Raw genomic sequence first — 20521 nt, forward strand, 5'->3', positions numbered from 1 at the left:
GGGTGGCGGGCCCCCGCGCTGAGCGCCAGGCGCGGCGGCCCACCGTCCTGCGGTCGCACCGCCGGACCACGGTGCGACCGCGGGTCTACAGCGGCAGCCGGCCCGCCCCGGCGAGCGCGCCGACCGTGGGCGGGAGCACCGGCGCGGGCAGCACGTGGCCGGCGCGCAGCGTCGGGGTCCAGCCGGCGTCGGCGCCCAGGTCCGGGTCGTGGTCGGCGTTGTACGCGGCGACCAGGTCGACCGGGCGGGGGCGGTCGCCGTCGGCGCGCACCCAGTTGCCCCGGGTGGTGACGGCGGTGCCGCCCCAGTCGTGGAGCAGGCTCCCGGCGGTGATGCCGGCGCCGAGGGTGAAGTAGTTGTTCTCGGCGTACACGGCGGACTGCACGCCGACGCCGATGGCGTACGAGAAGTCGTCGCCGGCGAGCCGGTACCAGTTGTTGTAGATGTCGACCTGACCGAACCGGACCCGGGGCAGCCGCTGGAGGACCCGGTCGAAGAGGTTGTGGTGCAGGGTCACCCGCAGCCGACCGACGTCCGGGCCGACGGTGTTCCACGAGCCGATCAGCATCACCTTGTCCCGCCCGGTGAACCGGTTCCACGAGGCGGTGACCAGGCTGGCGGTGTGGGTGATGTCCAGCGACCCGTCGTGCACCTGGTACGGGCGGCCGAAGTACACCGGTTGGGCGCTGTCCGGGTTGTCGCCGTCGGTGAAGGTGTTGTGGTCGATCCAGACGTGCTCGCTGCGACGTACCGAGATCTGGTCGTACTGGGAGTTCCAGTTGCCGGTGTCACCGTCGGTGGGCGACCAGGCCGGGAAGCAGTCCCGGGCGTCGTCGAAGGTGAGGTTGCGGACGATGACGTTGCTGGCCCCGTCGATCATCAGGGTCAGCCCGGTCAGGCGGGCCCCGCGCAGCCCGACAAGGGTGGTGTTGGGGCCGACGTTGATCTGCGTCTGCCGCGTCTGCCTGGACACCGAGCGCACCCGGGCCGCCTCCAACGCCCCGCTCGGCGCCACTCGGCCCCACACCGCCGGGTCGTACGCGGCCAGGTATGCCGGCAGCGAGTACTCCGGGTCGGCGAGGTCGGCGCAGTCGAGCAGGGTGCCGTCGTCGGCCTCGAACCCGTCGACGGTCCCGTCGACGACGATCACCTTGGGGGTGGCGTTGGTTTTGTTGGTGGCGTTGTCGCCGCCCAGCGCGCGGACCAGTTCGGCCCGGGTGCGGACCAGGTGCACCTGGTCGGCGGTGGCCGCCGCGCCGCCGGTGGTGCCGACCCCGTCGGCGGCCCAGCCGTCGCCGGCGGGCAGGGTCTGCCGGGCGAACGCCTCGACCCAGCGCGGCGTTGACACGGCGGGGCCGGGCGCGGCGGTCGCTGCCGCGCCCGGCACGAGGACCAGGGAGAGGGCGACCAGGGCCGCCCCGGAAGAACGTGGACGCATGAAGCTCTCCGAGTCTGCGATCAGTGCGGCGTGTTCCTGGGGAAACGCCGATGACCCGACAGTAGGGAGAAGCCTTCAAGAGAGTCAATGATACAAATATGCAGTTATTTTGCAGCTAATCGGGACAAGGTGTTCTTGCCCGGCCGGTCGCGGTCCGGAAGGCGACGGTAGCGTCCGATTTCTCGGCGCTTCGGGTGTGCGACGTTTGCAGTTTGTCTTCCGTGGCCCACGCAACGGGCCCGGCTCAGCCGCCCTCCTCCGCCAGCTCCGCGCGTACCGGTGGCACCGCCCACGGCACCGCCAGCTCCGACAGCAACGCGCCCCGCTCGGCCGCCCGACGCAGGACCGCGTTCACCCCGCGTACCGTCACCACCCGGTCCGCCCCCGCCCCGGTGACGGTCACCAGGTCGCCGTCGAGCAGTGTCGGCTCGGGTGCGGCCTGGACCCCCTCCAGCACAGCGGTGAACGGCGCGGTCCGGGCCAGCGGCGCGATCAACGCCACCCCGCCCGGGTCGGCCCGGTGCGCCACCAGGTTCTCCAGCAGACCCCTCCGGCCAGGCACCGCACGCGGCACGTCGTCGCCGGGCAGCAACAGCCGGTCGGTCTTGTACTCCAGCACTGCCCGACCCGCGGTGCCGGTCACCAGGACCTCCCCGGCGAGGAAGTCCTCACCGGCGAGCGTCACCGCGGCCACGATCGGCGGCCCGGCGTGACCGACGACCCGCAGGGCCGCGGTGTCGTCCACCTCGATGGGGCGCACCCGGTACCGCTCCACCTCGACACGAGCCGGGCGCACCGGCGCGCCGGTGACGACCTCGGCCACCGCCAGGCACTGCATCACCGCGTGCGCCAGCGGGTTCGCCAGCGCCCCGTCCAGCACCGGCCGGCCGTTCAGGGAACGCCGCCCGGCCCACGGAGAACGGGCGTAGTAGCCGTCGGTGCGCTGCCACGCGGCGACCGTGCCGATGCCGGTGACCGTGCCGAGCACGCCCCGCCGGATCGCCGCCGCCAACTCGGCCAGCGCGGCCGAACCCAACGCCTGGAAGCCCACCTGACAGGCCCGGCCGGTGTCCGCCAGCGCCCGCGCCAGCGTCCGGTGCTCAGCCATGGAAAGCACCGGCGGTTTCTCCAACAGCAGGTCCGCACCCACCGCGAGGACGTCCAGAGCGATCGGCAGGTGGGTGTGCGGCGGGGTACAGACCACCACCACGTCCGGCCGGGCCACGGCCAGCATCTCCCGATGGTCGGTGTGGACCGTGACGCCCGCCGGGACCGGCGCCAACGGCTCGTCCTCGATCGGACGGACGTCGACCAACGCCACCAGCCGCACCCGACCGGCCTCGTGCAGCGGGGCGACCGCCCGCCGATGCCAGCGGCCGTGCCCGTTCGCCCCGACTATCGCCACCCGGGGCCCGCTCACGGTGCCGTCCTCGGTTCGCGGCTGCGGGGCTCGCAGACCCGGCTCACTCCTCGCGCTCACGGTGCCCCCGCAGGGTCGCCGCCACGCCGTGCTCGCGCAGGGCGGTCAGCCAGCCGGTCACCTCGGCCCGCACCTGGTCGTCCTCGGCCAGCGCGGCCGGGAAGACCTCGCGCAGCGCGAACACGGCATCCACCGTGCCCGCCGGGGTGTCCGGCGCGGCGGCCAGCACGGTCCGGATCCGGTCGGCGAGCGGGTCGTCCAGCGGCAACTGCCGGCCGTCGTCGGCCCGCCCCCCGAGAAACCGCAGCCAGGCCGCCACGACCAGCGCGCCCCAGTGCGCTGGCCGGCCCTCGGCGCGCAGGTCGGCGATGGTGTGCAGGACCCGCTGCGGCAACTTCTGCGAGCCGTCCATCGCCACCTGCAGCGTGCGGTGCCGGATGGCCGGGTTGGCGAAGCGGGCCAGCACCTCGTCGCCGTAGTCGACCACCCGGACCCCGTCGGGCGGGGTGAAGCTGCATGCCACGTCCTCCGCGACGAACCGGCGCAGCACCCCGGTCAGGCCGGGCAGGGCCAGGGCGTCGGCGATCGTCTCGCAGCCGGCCAACGCGCCCAGGTAGGCCACCGCCGAGTGCACACCGTTGAGGCCGCGCAGCTTGAGCCGCTCCCACGGGCCCGCGTCGTCGGTGAGCACCGCCCCGGCCCGCTCCCAGGCCGGCCGGCCGCCGGGGAAGTCGTCCTCCACCACCCACTGGGCGTACGGCTCAGCGGCCACCGCCGCCAAGTCCGCCACCCCGAGCGCCGCACGGGCGGTGGCCAGGGTCTCGTCGGTGCTGGCCGGAACGATCCGGTCCACCATGGTGCCCGGGAAGGCGACCTGCGTGGCGAGCCGCTCCAGTATCGCGTCCGGGGTGCCGGCCAGGGTCAGCGACTGCTGCACCAGTCCCCGCAGCCGCCGCCCGTTGGCGGGCAGGTTGTCGCAGCTGACCAGCGCGATCGGCCCCGCGTCGGCGGCGGCCCGGGCGAGCAGCCCGCGTACCAGCAGCCCGGGGACGGTCTGCGGTGGTCGGTCGGTGGCCAGGTCGAGGGTCAGCCGCGGATCGGCCCGCAGCACCCCGCTCACCGGGTCGAGCTGGTACGCCTTCTCCGTGACCGTCAGCGTCACCACCCGGATCGCCGGGTCGGCGAGCAGGGCGACCACGGCCGCCGGGTCACTGGCCGCGTGTCGTACCCCGGACAGCGACCCGACCACCCGGGTGTCGGCGCCGTCGGTGGAGAGCGTGGTGACGCTGAACAGGCCGTCCTGCGCCGTGAGGGCCTCCACCAGCGCGGTGCTGCGCGGGGCGACCCCGACGATCCCCCAGTCCCCGCCCGCCGCACCGATCGCCGCCTCGGTGTACACCGCCTGGTGGGCGCGGTGGAACGCGCCCAGCCCGAGGTGGACGATGCCGGCCCGCACCGTGCCGGGACGCACCAGCGGCCGGCTCTCGGCCGGCACCCTTCGCAGGGTGGCCAGGCCGAGCAGTTCCGTGCTGACGCTCACCGCCACGCCGGGCCCTCCGGGAAGCGGAACCCGGCGATCGACTCCGGCTTCATCGTGGTGCTGTAGCCGGGGGCGGTGGGCAGGACGTAGCGGCCGTCGCGGGTGCGGACCGGGTCGACGAAGTGCTCGTGCAGGTGGTCGACGTACTCCACCATCCGCCCCTGGAGGCTGGTGCCGACGCGGAGGAAGTCGAAGGCGGTCAGGTGCTGCACGTACTCGCACAGGCCGACGCCCCCGGCGTGCGGGCAGACCGGCACCCCGAACTTCGCCGCCATCAGCAGCTCCGCCAGGACCTCGTTGACCCCGCCGACCCGGCAGGCGTCGATCTGCATCACACCGATCGCCTCGGCCTGCAGGAGCTGCTTGAAGATCACCCGGTTCGCGGCGACCTCGCCGGTGGCGACCCGGCACCGGCCGCCGGTCAGTTCGGTGACCGCCCGGGCGATCCGGGCGTGACCGAGCACGTCGTCGGCGTGCGTCGGCTCCTCGATCCAGTACGGGTCCACCTCGGCCAGCGCCGCCATGTTGGTGATCGCCTCGTCGACGTCCCAGACCTGGTTGGCGTCCATCATCAGCAACGCGTCCGGGCCGATCTCCGCCCGGATGATCCGGGCCCGGCGCAGGTCGTCCTCGGGCGGCCCGCCGACCTTCATCTTCATCGCCCGCCACCCCTGGGCGTACGCCTCGCGGGTCAGCGCCCGGACCTTGTCGTCCGGGTACCCCAGCCAGCCCACCGACGTGGTGTACGACGGCAACCCGTCGCGTTCCAGCTCGGCGAGCCGGTCGGCGAGCCCGTCGCGGCCCTTGTCGAGGATGGCCGCCGCCTCGTCGGGGGTGAGCGCGTCGGTGATGTGGTGGAAGTCGACGTTCGCCACCAACTCCTCGGTGGGCAGCTCCGCGAGGTAGCGCCACATCGGCTTGCCGGCGAGCTTGGCGCGCAGGTCCCACACCGCGTTGACCAGCGCGCCGGTGGCCATGTGGATGACCCCCTTCTCCGGGCCCAGCCAGCGCAGCTGCACGTCCGCCACGAGCGACCGCCAGAAGGCCACCGGCGCGGCGGCGATCTCCTCGACCGTGCGGTCCCGCACGTGGTGGGCCAGGGCACGCACGGCGGCGCAGGTGATCTCGTTGCCCCGGCCGTTGGTGAAGGTGAACCCGGCGCCCGTCGGGCCGCCGTCGGTGCGCAGCTCGACGTAGGTGGCCGAGTAGTCGCCCTTGTTGATCGCGTCGGAGCCGTCGCCGGCCGCCGCGGTGGGGAAGCGGACGTCGTGCACGTCGACGCCGACGATCCTGGTGCTCATGCTGTTGCCCTTTCGTTCGCGACTGCGGTGCTCCGCTGCGCTGCGCTCCTCGCGCTCACCGTGTTGCCCTTTCGTTCGCGACTGCGGTGCTTCGCTGCGCTGCGCTCCTCGCGCTCACGCTGACTCCTCGAACCGGAAGACCCGCTTCGGTAGCCGGTACGCCAGGTCGACGATGGTCTCGGCGGCCTCGTCCTCGGTCAGCCGGTGCTCGGCGACCAGCCGGGCGAGGAAGCCGGCGTCGACGCGGCGGGCCACGTCGTGGCGTACCGGGATGGAGCAGAACGCGCGGGTGTCGTCGACGAACCCGGCGGTGTTGTAGAAACCGGCCGACTCGGTGACCGCCTCGCGGAAGCGCCGCAGCACCTCGGGGGAGTCCAGGAACCACCAGGGCGCGCCGAGGTAGAGCGCGGCGTAGCCGCCGGCCAGGGGGGCCAGTTCCCGGCTGAACGTGTACTCGTCGAGGGTGTAGACCACCACCCGCAGCCGGGGATCGTTGCCGTACGCGTCGAGCAGCGGGGCGAGGGCGTGGACGTACTCGGTGGCCTGCGGCACGTCACCGCCGACGTCCCGGCCGTGGGTGGCGTACAACCAGCGGTTGTGGTTGCGGGCCGCCCCGGGGTGCAGTTGCAGGACCAGACCGTCGTCCAGCGACATCCGGGCGAACTCCACCAGCATGTGCGCCCGGAACGCCTCGGCGTCGGCCGCGTCGGTCTCGCCGCGCAGGCCCTTGTCGTACAGGGCGGCGGCCTGCGCCGGGTCGAGCGCCAGGGTACGGGCGGTGGGGTGGCCGTGGTCGGAGGAGGTGGCCCCGGCCGCGATGAACGCCGCCCGCCGGGCCCGCAGCGCGGCCAGGTAACCGGTGTACGTTCCGGTGTCCTCGCCGGCGATCTCGCCGAGCCGGTCGACGTTGGCCCGCCACCCGTCGAACTCCATGTCGACCACGTTGTCGGGCCGGAAGGTGGTGACCACCCGGCCGCCCGGCCCGCCCCAGCCGTCGGCGGCGAGCTTGGCGTGCTGCGCCAGGTCGTCCAGGGGCGACTCGGTGGTGGCCAGCACCTCGATGCCGAACCGCTCGAACAGCGCCCGGGGCCGGAACTCCGGCTCGGCCAGCCGGGCGGCCAGCTCGTCGTAGACGGCGTCGGCGGTGGTGGGGGAGAGCGGCGTGGTCACCCCGAACACGCCGGTGAAGGTGCGTTCCAGCCAGAGCCGCGACGGGGTGCCACGGAACAGGTGCCAGTGCGCGGCGAAGCGCCGCCAGATCGTCCGCCCGTCGGTCTCCACCGGGCTGCCGTCGACCGCCGGCACACCCAGCCGAGCCGGGGGGACACCCTGGCTGAGCAGCATTCGGGTGAGGTAGTGGTCGGGCACGATGAGCAGTCGGGCCGGGTCGGGGAACGGCCTGTCCTCGGCGAGGATCGCCGGATCCACGTGCCCGTGCGGGGAGATGATCGGCTGCGGCCCGGCCAGGGCGTACAGGTCCCGGGCGAGCCCGCGGACACCCGGGTCCGCGGGGAGGAGCACATCGTCAGGGGTCGGCACAGGGACTCCTCGCAGGGTCAGGGCAGGGTGAGCAGGTCGGCGACCCGGACCGGAGCACCGGTCTCCATGCAGCGGTTGGCCGCCAGGCCGGTGAGCAGGGCGAGTGCGCCGTCGCGGGCGGTGGCGGCGCGGTGCAGCGGATCAATCTCGCCGCCGAAGAGCACCCTCGTCATCCGGGCGTCCGCGCCGCCGTGACCCTGGCGGGTGTGGCCCTCGACCGGGATCACGGTCGGCGGCTGCCAGAACGGGCGCAGGGTGAGGGTGGCGCCGCCGGCCTCGGCGGCGGCCTCGGCACCGTGCAGCGCCGCGCCCTTGAGGGCTCCGGCCGCGGCCGGGCTGACGAAGTCGTTCTCGATGACGTCCAGTTCCAGCCGGCCCCGGCTGCCGTTGACCATCACCCGGTAACCCTCCCAGGGGGCGTACGCGGTGAGGTGGTAGGTCATCGTCGCGCCGCTGTCGTAGCGGGCCAGCACCGCCACGTCGTCCTCGATCGTCACGCCGGGGGCGAACACGTTGCGGTCCCGCTGGTAGCCGTCCTCAATCTCGGCGTCGAGGTAGAGCTCCCGCAGCCGAGGATGCTCGGCCAGCCGCAGCGCGAACGGGTCGTCGGCCGCGGCGGGGGACTCGTGTGCCCGGTCGTAGTCGCGGGCGTACCCGTGCCGGCGGCCGTTCTCGCCGTAGAAGAAGAGCCGGCCGGCGGCGTACACCTCGACCGGCGCGGCACCGAGCCACCAGTTGACCAGGTCGAAGTGGTGGCTGGCCTTGTGCACCATCAGACCGCCGGAGGAGGCCTTGTCCCGGTGCCAGCGGCGGAAGTAGTCGGCCCCGTGCCGCACGTCGAGCAGCCACTCGAAGTGCACCGACCCGATCTCGCCGACCGCCCCGTCGGCGAGCAGGCGGCGCATCTGCTCGTGCAGGGGGTTGTAGCGGTAGTTGAAGGCGACGGTGACCTGCCGTCCGGTCTCGGCGACGGCGTCCAGGATCCGCCGGCAGCCCGGGACGTCGACGGTCATCGGCTTCTCGGTGACGACGTCGCAGCCGGCGCGCAGCGCGGCGACGATGTACTCGTCGTGGGTCGAGTCGACCGTGGTCACCAGCACCACGTCGACCCGTTCCTTGGCGAGCATGCCGGTGAAGTCGGCGGCCTGGTACGTCGGCACGGCCGGGTGGCCCAGGTCGACCAGCCACCGGTTGTGGGCGTCCATCCGCCGCTGGTTGACGTCGGCGAAGGCGACCAGCTCCGTGGTGTCCGTGTGTTCGGTCACCAGCGCGCGGACGAACATCTCGGCCCGGGCCCCGGTGCCGACCAGGGCGTGGCGGCGCCGCCGCCCGGGTGGTGGTGACATGCGGTCGACCTCCCGCTCGTGCTGCAAAGGTTTGCAGCGAAGAAACCATGTGACTGGGAACCGCGTCAACGACCCCTGCCAATCCCGTGGCATTCGCCCGCATTAGTGCGGTCTTCGTAGCCCGGTAGGGATCCCTTCGCAATCGAGCCGTAACAAAGAGGCGTTGACAGCGGAGCAACCGTTTGCATTAATTGGCGGCACTGTTGTGACCGCAACCACACGCATGACGAGGGGGCCCGCTCGTGCCAGCCACCATCCGCGACGTCGCGCGGGCCTCGGGTGTGCACATCTCCACCGTGTCCCGCACCTTCTCGGCGCCGCACCTGGTCAACCCGGAAACCCGGGTCCGGGTCCTGGCCTGCGCCGAGGATCTGGGCTACCGGCCGAACCGGGCGGCCCGGGCGCTGATCACCGGCCGGACGCACAACATCGGCCTGATCATCGCCGACATCGCCAACCCGTTCTTCCCACCGCTGATCAAGGCGGCCGAGGGCCAGGCCCGGCACCGCGACTACCACGTCTTCGTGGCCGACACCAATGAGGACGCTTCCGCCGAGGAGGAACTGGTCCACGCCCTGGCCAAGCAGGTGGACGGGGTGCTGCTGTGCAGCCCCCGGATGAGCAACAGCCTCATCGAGCAGGTCAGCCGGGAGGTTCCGGTGGTGGTGATAAACCGCCAGGTCGCCGGCCTGCCCTGCGTGGTGATGGACGTCGGTCAGGGCGCCCGGTCCGCGATCGAGCACCTGCTCGGCCTCGGCCACCGGCGGATCGCGCTGCTCGGCGGTCCGCGTGGGTCCTGGACCAACCGCGAGATCCGACGGGCGGCCGGGGCTGCCGCCCGATCCGGCGGCGCCGAGCTCACCCTGCTCGGTCCCAACCCGCCCACCGAGACCGGTGGCGGCGCGCAGGCCGAGCAGGTACGCCGTAGCGGCGTCACCGCCGTGCTCGCCTACAACGACCTGATGGCCATCGGGCTGATCGAAGGGCTGGACCAGCTCGGCCTCCGCGTGCCGGAGGACGTCAGCGTGGTCGGGGTCGACGACATCGCGCTGAGCCGGCTCACCCGCCCCAAGTTGACGACGGTGGCCACGCCGACCGCGGCCGCCGGCCGGACGGCCGTCGACATGCTGCTGCAACACGACTCCGAGCCCCGCCCGCGCGGCGGTGGACGGGCAGCGGCCGTCGGCGACCGTCGCACCACCGCACAGGTAATGCTCCAGACCGAGTTGGTCATCCGCGACTCGACCGGGCCCGCGCCGGGCTCCGGTCGAACCCGTCCCGGTGGCACGTCGGAAGGCCCGGGCCCGCATCGCCGTGCGGACCCGGGCGGCCCGACGGGCGCCACCGGTGGCGCCGTCGCCTCCTAATGCCAAGGAGTGAGCGCTGATGCACCCCGTAACGTCCCCCACCGCCGGCTCGCCGGTCGGACCCTCCTTCCGTACCCGGGCACCCCGCCGCCGAATCCTGCGTGGCCTGGTCGCCGCCGTGGTCGCCGCCCCGTTGATGTTCGGCGCCGCGGCCTGCGGCGACGACGGGGCCGACGCCGGCGACGACAAGGTCAAGCTCTCCATCTTCTGGTGGGGCGGTGAGGGCCGGGCCAAGCTCACCGAGGAGGCCCTGGCCCTCTACACCAAGAAGAACCCGAACGTGACCTTCGAGAAGACCTGGCAGGCCAACCAGGGCTACTTCGACAAGCTGGCCACGCTGACCGCCGGCGGCAACCCGCCGGACATCTTCCAGATCGACGACAACTACCTCGCCGAGTACGCCGGCCGCAGCACGGTGCTCGACCTCACCAGCTACAAGGACTCCGGCAAGCTCGACGTGTCGAAGTTCCCCAAGAGCCTGCTGGAGTACGGCATCGTCGACGGCAAACTCGCCGGCGTGGCCGCCGGGGAGAACACCCAGGGCCTGGTCTACAACAAGACCCTGCTCACCAAGAACGGCCTTCCGGAGCCGACCACCGGCATGAGCTGGGAGGAGCACATCGCCTGGGCCGAGCAGGTGACGAAGAAGACCAAGGTCCCCGGCACGCAGGATCCGAGCGCCGACTACAAGGCGCTCTGGGTGTGGCTGCGCCAGCAGGGCAAGGACCTGTACAAGGGCAAGGACCTCGGCTTCGACGAGGCGGACGTGACCAGGTGGTTCGAGCTGTGGAAGGGAGCCCGCGACCGGGGCGCCACCCCGACCCCGGACGTGATCCACGAGGGCAACTCCAGCGACATCACCAAGCAGCTCGTGGTCACCGGCAAGTCGGCGACCTCCTGGGTCTGGGTCAACCAGATGCCCGACCTGAAGAAGAACACCAAGGACGAGCTGGGTGTCGTGGCGTACCCGGGTGACCCGAGCGCCCAGTGGGCGCGAGCGTCGATGTACTGGTCGGTGTTCAAGGGCAGCAAGAACCGGGACGCCGCGGTCGACGTGATCAACTTCCTGGCCAACGACCCGGAGGCGGTGGCGCTGCTCGGCACCGACCGTGGCCTGCCCTCGAACATGGACCTGCGGGCCAAGGTCAGCGAGACGGCGACCGACCCGGCGATGAAGCAGTCCATCGCGGTCGAGACCGAGCTGGCGGCGAAGTTCGGCCCCTCCCCGCAGGTGCCGATCAAGGGCCACAGCAAGGTCAAGTCCGAGCTGGTCAAGGCCGCGGAGAACGCTCAGTACGGCCGGGCCACCCCGGCCGAGGCGGCGGCGCAGTTCGTCGCCGCCTGCAAGTCCGCGATCGCCTGACCTCGCGGCTGACGGAAAGGAGCCGGCCCGTGGCCCTCACCACGGCCCCCGGCCGAACCGGACCCACCCGTTCCGCCCGGTCCCACGCCCCCCGGCGTGGGGCCGGCCGGGACCGGCACGGCGAAGGTCTGGCCGGCTACGTATTCCTCTCGCCCTGGCTCATCGGACTGATGGGCGTCACGGCGATCCCCATGCTGCTCTCGCTCTACCTCAGCTTCACCAACTACGACATCCTCACCCCGCTGTCCGAGGTGGAGTGGGTGGGGCTGGCCAACTACGAGCGGATGTTCACCGCCGACCCGTCGTACTGGCACGCGGTGCAGGTCACGCTCACCTTCGCGCTGGTGGCCGTCCCGGTGAAGCTCGCCGCCGCGCTCGGCGTCGCGCTGCTGCTCAACCGGGCCTGGCGCGGCGTCGGACTGTTCCGCAGCCTGTTCTACCTGCCGTCGCTGCTCGGCGGCAGCGTCGCCCTGGCGATCGTCTGGGTGAACATGTTCAACCGAGACGGCGCGTTCAACTCGTTCCTGGCTCTCTTCGGCATCGAGGGGCTGCCCTGGGTCAACGACCCGGAGTGGGCCCTGGAGACGCTGATGCTGCTGGCGATCTGGCAGTTCGGCGCCCCGATGGTGATCTTCCTGGCCGGACTCAAGCAGGTGCCCAGCGAGCTGTACGAGGCGGCCTCGGTCGACGGGGCCGGCCGGTTCAGCCAGTTCTGGCACGTCACCCTGCCGATGCTCTCCCCGGTGATCTTCTTCAACCTGGTGCTGGAGACCATCAACGGCTTCCAGGGCTTCACCGCGGCGTTCGTGCTCAGCAACGGCACCGGCGGTCCCGTCGACTCGACCCTGATGTACACGTTGAAGCTGTACATCTCCGGTTTCACCGACCTGGAGATGGGCTACGCCTCGGCGATGGCCTGGGTCTTCCTGATCGCGATCGCGCTGATCACCACGGTCTTCTTCAGCACCGGGCGGTTCTGGGTGCACTACTCGGACGGGGAGCGGTGATGGTGGCGGCGACCTCGACGGCACCCCGGCAGGGTGCCCGCAGGCCGGGCGGACGGCAGGCCCTGCGGCTGGTCCTCCTGGTCGTGATCCTGGCGGTCGTGCTCTATCCGCTGCTGTGGATGCTCGGCACGTCGGTGAAGTCCCAGCAGGAAATCGTCAACAACATCGGCCTGCTGCCGCAACGGTTCACCCCGGGCAACTACACCGAGGGGTGGAGCAACTTCGACCTCAGCTTCGGCCGGTTCTTCCTCAACAGCGCCATGGTCAGCCTGCTCACCGTGCTCGGCAACGCGGTCTCCTGCCTGCTGGCCGCGTACGCCTTCGCCCGGCTGCGGTTCCGGCTGCGGGGCATCTGGTTCTCCGTCATGATCGGCACCCTGCTGCTGCCCGGGCACGTGCTGATCGTGCCGCAGTACATCCTCTTCCGCAGCCTGGGCCTGGTCGGCGGCGACTGGCCGTACCTGCCGCTGCTGATCCCGCAGTTCCTCGCCACCGAGGCGTTCTTCGTCTTCCTGATGGTGCAGTTCATGCGGGGCATCCCCCGGGAGCTGGACGAGGCCGCCAAGATCGACGGCGCGAACCCGTACGGCATCTTCCGGCACGTCATCCTGCCGTTGAGTCGCCCGGCGCTGGTCACCACCGCGATCTTCTCGTTCATCTGGACCTGGAACGACTTCTTCCGCCAACTGGTCTTCCTGTCCAGCCTGGAGGACTACACCGTGCCGGTGGCACTGACCCTGTTCATCGACTCCGCCAGCCAGAGCGCGGTCGGGCCGATGTTCGCCATGTCCGTGCTGTCGCTGCTGCCGGTCTTCCTGTTCTTCCTCGCCTTCCAGCGGATGCTCGTCGAGGGCATCAACACCAGTGGACTCAAGGGATGAGCGACACCGAACCCCGCCGGGACTGGCGGGACACCCTGCGCGACGCCACCGACCTGGCGCTGCTCGGCTTCCTCCTGGCACTGGCCGCGCTGCCGCTGCTCACCGCCGCCCCGGCGGCGGCCGCAGCCAGCGCCGCCGTGCACGACCGGGTCGCGAACGGCGGCTGGCCGGACCTGCGTACCACGGCGGCCCGGTTCGCCAGGGCGCTGCCGGCCGGCCTGGCGGTGAGCGCCGTCGCGCTCGCCGTCGCCATCGCCCTCGGCGCCGACCTGCTCGCGCTCGCCGCCGGTCGGGTCCCCGGCGGGCCGCCCGCGCTGGCCGTCACCGCCCTGGTCACCGCCGCCCTGACCGGGTACGCCGGGCTGGTCGTCGTGGCGGTCGGCCGCACCGGCGGGCGGGGCTGGCGGGACGCGGCCCGCGCGGCGGCGCGTACCGGGCTGGACCATCCCGGCACCTGGGCCGCGGCGAGCGCGGTGTGCGTCCTCGCCGGACTGCTCGCCACGCTGGTCACCCCGGTGGCGGTGCCGATCCTCGCCGGGTACGCCCTGGCCGCCCTGCACGCGGTCGCCCGACCGCTGACCCGGGTGGTGACGCCGTGACCGAGGAACCGACCCTGCGGGTGGGCGACGTCGAGGTCGCCCGGTACGTGCCGCACCCCGACCTGGACCCGAGGCACGGCCCCCGGCCGTACCTGCACCCGGTCCGGACCCTCGCCGGCACCCCGGTCACCGACGCGTTCCCGGCCGACCACGTCTGGCATCTCGGGGCGTCCCTGGCGGTGCAGGACGTCGACGGCACCAACCTGTGGGGCGGCCGGACGTACGTGCGCGGCATCGGCTACACCTGGCGGCACGACCACGGCGTGATCGCCCACACCGGCTGGGTCGACCGCGGCCCGGACCGGCTGGACCACGAGTCGCAGTGGCGCGACCGGGACGGCCACGTGCTGCTCACCGAGCGCCGCCGGCTCGGCGCGGTGCCGGTGGCGCCGGACGTGTGGCGGCTGGACGTCGACTACACCCTGACCGCCCCCGCCGACCGGGACGTCCACCTGGGCAGCCCGGCCACCAACGGTCGCCCCGGCGGGGCCGGCTACGGCGGCTTCTTCTGGCGGGCGGTGGCCGACGCTGAACCGTCGGTGTTCACCGCCGACTCCGAGGGGGAGCAGGCCGCCAACGGCAGCGCCGCGCCCTGGGTGGCGATGACCGGTGTGGCACCGGGCGGTGCGGCGTACACGCTGGTCTTCACGGGGCTGGGCCCCGGCGACCGGTGGTTCGTGCGGACCGCGATGTACCCGGGCGTCTGCGTGGCCTTCGCCTTCGACCGCCCGGCCGTGGTGCCGGCGGGCAAAGACCGGCCCGGCCGGCACGCGGTCCTGGTCGCCGACGGCACCCTGGACCGGGTCCGGATCGCCGCCCTGCTGGACCGTCGGGAGGGCGCGTGACCGGCGGGTCCGCGGCCGGGCCGGACCGGTCCGCGACCGGCGGGCCGGAGGTGGCCACGGTCGGCGAGACGATGGTGGTGCTCACCCCCGACCCGGTGGCGCCACTGGAGCGGGCCGACCGGCTGGGCATCTCGGTCGGTGGCGCGGAGTCCAACCTGGCCGTGGCGCTCGCCGGCCTCGGACACCGGGTCGGTTGGGTGAGCCGGGTGGGCGACGACCCGTTCGGGCGGCGGGTGGTGCGGCACGTCACGGACGCCGGGGTGGACGCCCTGGTCGAGGTAGACCCCGCTGCGCCGACCGGGGTCTACCTGAAGGACCCGGCACCGGACGGCACCACCGTGCACTACTACCGCTCCGGCTCCGCCGCCTCCCGGCTGGGCCCGGACGCGCTGGACGACCGGCGGCTGGCCACGGTCCGGCTGCTGCACCTGTCCGGGGTGACCGCCGCGCTCTCGCCGTCCTGCGCCGCGCTCGTGGAGCGCGCGCTGACTGACCGGCCGCTGGGCGCGGCCCGGATCAGCTTCGACGTCAACCACCGGGCCCGGCTCTGGCCGGCCGCCGCCGCCGCGCCGGTGCTGCGCCGGCTCGCCGACCGGGCCGACGTGGTCCTCGTCGGGCGGGACGAGGCGGACACCCTCTGGGGGTGCGCCGACCCGGCCGCGGTGCGCGCGCTGCTGCCGGGACCGGACCTGGTGGTGGTCAAGGACGCCGCGGTCGGCGCGACCGTGCTGCCGCGTACCGCAACGGCCGTGTTCGTGCCGGCGCTGCGGGTGCCGGTACGCGAGCCCGTCGGCGCCGGGGACGCCTTCGCCGCCGGCTTCCTCTCCGGGCTGCTGCGCGACCTCGCCCCCCGCGACTGCCTGCGGCTCGGCCACCTCTGCGCCGCGCCCACCCTGACCGTCCCCGGCGACACCGCGCCGCCGCCCGGGCGGGCGTTGCTCGACCGGCTGCTCGCCCTGCCCGACGCCGCCTGGGCGCAGCTCGACGCGGTGGGAGCGGGGCTGGTCCCCGCCGCGCCGATCGGTCCGAGCCCAGCCGAACCAGAAAGGAGCGGCGGATGACGTCGCACGACCTCGCGCCGATCTTCACCGACGCCCGGGTGATGGTGATCCTGCGCGACCTGCCGCCGACGGAGACCGTGCGCCTCGCCGAACAGGCGTGGGAGCTGGGCATCGACGTGGTGGAGGTGCCGATCCGCACCCCGGAGGCCGAGCGGTCGCTGCGGGCCGCCGTCGAGGCCGGGCGGGAGCGGGGCCGGCCGGTGGGGGCCGGCACGGTCCGTACCTCCGCCCAGGTCCGCCTGGCGGCCGGAGCCGGTGCGGCGTTCACCGTCGCGCCCGGGCTCGACCTGGCGATCGCCGACGCGGCGCTGACCCACGGCATCCCGCACCTGCCGGGGGTCGCCACCCCGACCGAGGCGCAGCGGGCCCTCGACCACGGGCTGGTCTGGCTCAAGGCGTTCCCGGCGGTGAGCCTCGGCCCGCAGTGGTTCAGGGCGATGGCCGGGCCGCTGCCGGAGCTGCGGTTCGTGGCCACCGGCGGGATCGACGCCGACAACGCGGGAGACTTCCTCGCCGCCGGGGTGAGGGTGGTCGCGGTCGGGTCGGCGCTGGCCAACCCCCGGCAGATCCCCCGGCTGGCGGAACTGGCCACCGCGCGAGCCTGAACGACCACGTGGGCCGGTCAGCGTGGCGCGGGGCCGAGGCTCTCGCGGCGGACCAGGGTGGCGGGGAGCACCTCGACCCGGGACCGGTCGCCGGCGGACCCCGGGTCGAGGGCGAGGGTCATCGCCCGGGCGCCCAACTCGACCAGGGGCAACCGGACCGTGGTCAGCGCGGGGGTGACGTCGGCGGCCACCGGCATGTCGTCGAAGCCCACCACCGACATCTGCTCGGGCACCCGGACGCCCCGCTGCCGCAGCAGGGCCAGCACGCCGACGGCCATCGAGTCGTTGAGCGCCACCAGCGCGGTCAGTCCGGGACAGGCGTCCAGCAGCGCGGCGGCGGCGCGGGCTCCGCCGTCGCGGTCGAAGTCGGCGTACCGGAGGTGGTCCTCCGGCAGCGGGACACCGGCGTCGGCCAGCGCGGCCCGCAGCCCGCCCAACCGGTCGGTGATCGTGGTCAGCACCCGTGGACCGGCGATCACCCCGATCTGCCGGTGCCCCAGGCGGAGCAGCTCCTCACCGAGCAGCCGGCCGCCGACGTCGTTGGCGGGCATCACCGCGTCGCCCGGGTGCTCGTGCCGGCCGACCACCGCCACCCGGCCGCCGGTCGCCTCGTACGCGGCCAGCTTCTCGGTGAGCCGGGCGGTGAAGTCGGCGTCGTGGTAACCCGAGCCGGCCAGCACGATCGCGGCGACCTGCTGGCCGCGCAGCATCTCGACGTACTCCAGCTCGCGTTCGGGGTCGCGGTAGCTGTTGCAGATGATGACCAACCGCCCCCGGTCGGTGGCCACCCGTTGCAGGCCCCGGGTCACCTCGGCGAAGTACGGGTCGGAGACGTCGTGCACCACCACGCCGACCACGCTGCGCTGTGGTCGGGCCAGCAGCTGGGCGTGCGCGTTCGGGACGTACCGCAGCTCGGCGACGGCGCGCAGCACCCGCTCGCGTAGCTCGTCGGCGACCGGTTTGCTGCTGCCGTTGATCACTCTGGACGCCGTGGCGGGGGAGACGCCCGCGCGGCGGGCCACGTCGGCCAACGTCGCCAACTGTCACCCCCTCCGCGGTACGCGCCACGTGCCGCGTCCCGCGCGGTCGCGGACAGGCTACCGCAAGATCCGTCGCGGAGGCTCTTGCCTGTCACGGTGGGAGACACCTACGCTGCCAGGAAAGCGCTTACCTGAAGTGTGACACATGAAGGGACGACCATGACCCGAAGGTCGATCGGCATCATCGTCAACGGCGTCACCGGTCGGATGGGATACCGCCAGCACCTGGTCCGGTCTCTGCTGGCCCTGCGCGAACAGGGCGGACTGGCGTTGCCCGACGGCACCCGGATCTGGCCCGAGCCGATCCTCGTCGGCCGCGACGAGGGCCGGCTGCGCGCCGTGGCGGAGCGGCACGGGCTCACCGACTGGACCACCGACCTGGCCGCCGCGCTCGCCCGTGAGGACGCGGAGATCTACTTCGACGCGCAGGTCACCCAGCAGCGGGAGAAGGCCATCCGGCAGGCGATCGAGGCCGGCAAGCACATCTACACCGAGAAGCCCCTCGCCGAGTCCAGCGCGGCCGCGATGGACCTGGTCCGGGCCGCCGACGCGGCCGGCATCCGCACCGGCGTGGTGCAGGACAAGCTCTTCCTGCCCGGCCTGCGCAAGCTCAAGCGGCTGATCGACGGCGGCTTCTTCGGCCGGATCCTCTCCGTCCGCGGCGAGTTCGGCTACTGGGTCTTCGAGGGCGACTGGCAGCCCGCCCAGCGCCCCTCCTGGAACTACCGGCTCGAAGACGGCGGCGGCATCGTCATGGACATGTTCCCGCACTGGCAGTACGTGCTCGAGGAACTGTTCGCCCCGGTACGGGCGGTCACCTGCCTCGCCGCCACCCACATCCCGCAGCGGGTCGACGAGGCCGGCCGCAGCTACCCGGCCACCGCCGACGACGCCGCGTACGGCATCTTCGAACTCGACGGCGGCGTCGTCGCCGCGCTCAACTCGTCCTGGTGCACCCGGGTGCACCGCGACGAACTCGTCGAGTTCCACGTCGACGGCACCGAGGGCAGCGCCGTCGCCGGGCTGCGCCGCTGCCGGGCGCAGCACCGCGCCGTCACCCCGAAGCCGGTCTGGAACCCGGACCTGCCCGCCACCGAGGACTTCCGGGCCCAGTGGACCGAGGTGCCCGACAACGAGGAGTTCGACAACGGCTTCAAGGTGCAGTGGGAGGCGTTCCTGCGGCACGTCGTGGCCGGCGACCCGTTCCACTGGGACTTCCTCGCCGGCGCGCGCGGCGTGCAGCTCGCCGAACTGGGGCTGGTCTCCGCCAGCGAGGGACGCCGCGTCGAGGTGCCGGAGCTGACCCGGTGAGCGCCACCGTCAACCTGCCCGGCGGCGAGGCGTACCGGCTGCGCGGGGGGCGGGGCTTCCCGCGCCCCGCCGGGCCGCCGACGAGCCGGGTGGCCTACGCCGCCGCGCACGTCGTCGCCGACCCGGCCGCGGAGAACGTGCCGGGCGCCCCGGCCGCCGTCGACTGGGAGCGCACCCTGGCCTTCCGGCACCACCTGTGGTCGTACGGGCTCGGGGTGGCCGAGGCGATGGACACCGCCCAGCGCGGCATGGGGCTCGACCACGCCGCCTGCCGCGAACTGATCCGGCGTAGTGCCGCCGAGGCCCGCGCGGTGGGCGGGCGGATCGTCGCCGGGGTCGCCACCGACCAGCTCCCACCCGGCCCGAGCACGCTGCCCCTGATCACCGAGGCGTACCTGGAGCAGCTCGCCGAGGTCGCCGCCGCCGGGGCGCGGCCGGTGCTGATGTGCAGCCGGCAGCTCGCCGCGACGGCCACCACCGCCGACGACTACCTCCAGGTGTACGACCGGCTGCTCGCCGCCGCCGACCAGCCCGTCGTGCTGCACTGGCTCGGCGACATGTTCGACCCGGCGCTGGCCGGCTACTGGGGCTCGTCCGACCTGGACGATGCCACCGAGACCGTGCTGCACCTGATCAAGGACCACCAGGCCCGGGTCGACGGCATCAAGGTCTCGCTGCTCGACGCCGAACGCGAGATCGACCTGCGCCGCCGGCTCCCCGAGGGGGTACGCCTCTACACCGGCGACGACTTCAACTACCCGGAGCTGATCCGGGGCGACGAGCAGGGGCACTCCGACGCGCTGCTCGGCGTCTTCGCCGCGATCGCGCCGGCCGCCGCCACCGCGCTGGCCGCGCTCGACGCCGGTGACCTGGCCACCTACGACGAGGTGTTCGCCCCCACCCTGCCGCTGGCCCGGCACCTGTTCGCCACGCCGACCTGGCACTACAAGACCGGCATCGTGTTCCTCGCCTGGCTGGCCGGGCACCAGGACCACTTCACCATGCTCGCCGGGCAGCAGGCCGGACGCTCCCCGGCGCACCTGGCCCGGCTGCTGGCCCTGGCCGACGCCGCGGGGCTCCTGCCGGACGCCGACCTGGCCGCCGCCCGGGCCCGGGCGTACTTCACCGTGGCGGGGGTGGCCCAGTGAGCGCGCCGGCCCCGGTGAACCGGGTGACCCCGGCCCCCGGGCTGGAACGGTTCTCCTTCAACCAGGCCACCGCCAAGCACTGGCCGCTGACCGACGTGGTCGCCGGCTGCGCGGCGGCCGGCGTGCCGGGGATCGGGCTGTGGCGGGAGCCGGTCCAGGAGTACGGCCTGGAACGCTCCGCCCGGCTCGTCCGCGACGCCGGGCTGGAGGTCACCTCGCTGTGCCGGGGCGGGTTCTTCACCGCCCCCGGCTGGCGGGACGAGAACCGCCGGGCCATCGAGGAGGCCGCCACCCTCGGCACCCGGGAACTGGTGCTGGTCTCCGGCGGGCTGCCGCCCGGCAGCCGCGACGTCGACGGGGCCCGGCAGATGGTGGCCGACGCGATCGCCGAACTCGCCCCGGAGGCCGCCGCCGCCGGGGTGCGGCTGGCCATCGAACCGCTGCACCCGATGTTCTGCGCCGACCGGTGCGTGATCGCCACCCTCGGGCAGGCCCTCGACATCGCCGAACGGTTCGACCCGGGCGCGGTCGGGGTGGTGGTCGACACGTACCACGTCTGGTGGGACGACACCGTCTACCGGCAGATCGCCCGCGCCGGGTCGCGGATCGCCGCGTTCCAGGTGGCGGACTGGATCACCCCGCTGCCGCCGGACGCCCTGCTCTCCCGCGGGATGATGGGCGACGGGCACATCGACTTCCCGCTGCTGCGC

At 73.3% G+C, this 20521-nt stretch carries 18 protein-coding genes; 11 read left to right on the forward strand and 7 right to left on the reverse strand.

All coding sequences use genetic code 11. The features are described 5' to 3' along the window. Window positions 1-85: 85 nt before the first annotated feature. From E1165_RS21010 to E1165_RS21035, 6 genes are all read right to left on the reverse strand, one after another. Window positions 86-1438: a polysaccharide lyase family 1 protein gene (locus E1165_RS21010; protein WP_132393500.1), complete on the reverse strand. Its 1353-nt coding sequence runs from the start codon at window positions 1436-1438 to the stop codon at window positions 86-88. Between the two features lie 244 nt (window positions 1439-1682). Next, on the reverse strand, window positions 1683-2858 hold the full coding sequence (locus E1165_RS21015) for a Gfo/Idh/MocA family protein (RefSeq protein ID WP_207916987.1): 1176 nt from the start codon (window positions 2856-2858) through the stop codon (window positions 1683-1685). Window positions 2859-2901: 43 nt separating this feature from the next. Next, window positions 2902-4404 (reverse strand): mannitol dehydrogenase family protein, encoded by a 1503-nt coding sequence (locus E1165_RS21020; protein ID WP_371687372.1) that lies wholly within the window; start codon window positions 4402-4404, stop codon window positions 2902-2904. Beyond that, window positions 4395-5699 carry an enolase C-terminal domain-like protein gene (locus tag E1165_RS21025; protein ID WP_132393502.1) on the reverse strand — a complete coding sequence of 435 codons (1305 nt, stop codon included), beginning with the start codon at window positions 5697-5699 and terminating at the stop codon, window positions 4395-4397. Before E1165_RS21025 ends, E1165_RS21020 begins: the two co-directional genes overlap by 10 nt. A 114-nt stretch (window positions 5700-5813) precedes the next feature. Further along, complete coding sequence (gene uxaC, locus E1165_RS21030; protein WP_132393503.1) at window positions 5814-7238, reverse strand: glucuronate isomerase; 1425 nt, start codon at window positions 7236-7238, stop codon at window positions 5814-5816. A gap of 17 nt (window positions 7239-7255) precedes the next feature. Beyond that, window positions 7256-8584: a Gfo/Idh/MocA family protein gene (locus tag E1165_RS21035; RefSeq protein ID WP_132393504.1), complete on the reverse strand. Its 1329-nt coding sequence runs from the start codon at window positions 8582-8584 to the stop codon at window positions 7256-7258. Between the two features lie 242 nt (window positions 8585-8826). Here E1165_RS21035 and E1165_RS21040 point away from each other — a divergent pair, with 242 nt between their 5' ends. Genes E1165_RS21040 through E1165_RS21075 form a run of 8 tightly spaced genes read left to right on the forward strand, consistent with a single transcriptional unit; the run spans window position 8827 to window position 16312 of the window. Beyond that, entirely contained in the window at window positions 8827-9951 is a 1125-nt protein-coding gene (locus E1165_RS21040; RefSeq protein WP_132393505.1) for a LacI family DNA-binding transcriptional regulator, read from the forward strand. A 19-nt stretch (window positions 9952-9970) separates the two neighbouring features. Further along, window positions 9971-11314 carry an ABC transporter substrate-binding protein gene (locus E1165_RS21045; protein WP_132393506.1) on the forward strand — a complete coding sequence of 448 codons (1344 nt, stop codon included), beginning with the start codon at window positions 9971-9973 and terminating at the stop codon, window positions 11312-11314. Between the two features lie 29 nt (window positions 11315-11343). Further along, a complete protein-coding gene (locus tag E1165_RS21050) occupies window positions 11344-12321 on the forward strand; it encodes a carbohydrate ABC transporter permease (RefSeq protein ID WP_132393507.1) in 978 nt (325 codons plus the stop codon). After that, entirely contained in the window at window positions 12321-13202 is an 882-nt protein-coding gene (locus E1165_RS21055) for a carbohydrate ABC transporter permease (RefSeq protein WP_132393508.1), read from the forward strand. Before E1165_RS21050 ends, E1165_RS21055 begins: the two co-directional genes overlap by 1 nt. Beyond that, entirely contained in the window at window positions 13199-13801 is a 603-nt protein-coding gene (locus tag E1165_RS21060; protein WP_132393509.1) for a hypothetical protein, read from the forward strand. Before E1165_RS21055 ends, E1165_RS21060 begins: the two co-directional genes overlap by 4 nt. Further along, the gene (locus E1165_RS21065) at window positions 13798-14646 is read left to right on the forward strand and encodes a PmoA family protein (RefSeq protein ID WP_132393510.1); all 849 of its coding nucleotides are present in this window, start codon (window positions 13798-13800) and stop codon (window positions 14644-14646) included. Before E1165_RS21060 ends, E1165_RS21065 begins: the two co-directional genes overlap by 4 nt. Next, on the forward strand, window positions 14643-15707 hold the full coding sequence (locus E1165_RS21070; protein WP_132393511.1) for a sugar kinase: 1065 nt from the start codon (window positions 14643-14645) through the stop codon (window positions 15705-15707). The genes E1165_RS21065 and E1165_RS21070 overlap by 4 nt, the downstream gene beginning before the upstream one ends. Beyond that, complete coding sequence (locus E1165_RS21075; protein ID WP_132393512.1) at window positions 15704-16312, forward strand: bifunctional 4-hydroxy-2-oxoglutarate aldolase/2-dehydro-3-deoxy-phosphogluconate aldolase; 609 nt, start codon at window positions 15704-15706, stop codon at window positions 16310-16312. Before E1165_RS21070 ends, E1165_RS21075 begins: the two co-directional genes overlap by 4 nt. Before the next feature lie 17 nt (window positions 16313-16329). On the opposite strand, the gene E1165_RS21080 is transcribed toward E1165_RS21075, so the two are convergent. Next, window positions 16330-17352, reverse strand: coding sequence for a LacI family DNA-binding transcriptional regulator (locus E1165_RS21080; protein WP_132393513.1), 1023 nt, complete (start codon window positions 17350-17352; stop codon window positions 16330-16332). A gap of 159 nt (window positions 17353-17511) precedes the next feature. On the opposite strand from E1165_RS21080, the gene E1165_RS21085 reads away from it, so the two are divergent. The 3 genes from E1165_RS21085 to E1165_RS21095 all read left to right on the forward strand — a co-directional run. Then, window positions 17512-18663: a Gfo/Idh/MocA family protein gene (locus E1165_RS21085; protein ID WP_132393514.1), complete on the forward strand. Its 1152-nt coding sequence runs from the start codon at window positions 17512-17514 to the stop codon at window positions 18661-18663. After that, a complete protein-coding gene (locus E1165_RS21090; protein WP_132393515.1) occupies window positions 18660-19811 on the forward strand; it encodes a DUF993 family protein in 1152 nt (383 codons plus the stop codon). The genes E1165_RS21085 and E1165_RS21090 overlap by 4 nt, the downstream gene beginning before the upstream one ends. Window positions 19812-19852: 41 nt before the next feature. Continuing rightward, on the forward strand, window positions 19853-20521 hold a 669-nt coding region (locus tag E1165_RS21095; protein WP_132393517.1), incomplete at its 3' end, for a sugar phosphate isomerase/epimerase.

Source organism: Micromonospora sp. KC723 (assembly GCF_004348595.1).
Classification (GTDB): Bacteria; Actinomycetota; Actinomycetes; order Mycobacteriales; family Micromonosporaceae; genus Micromonospora.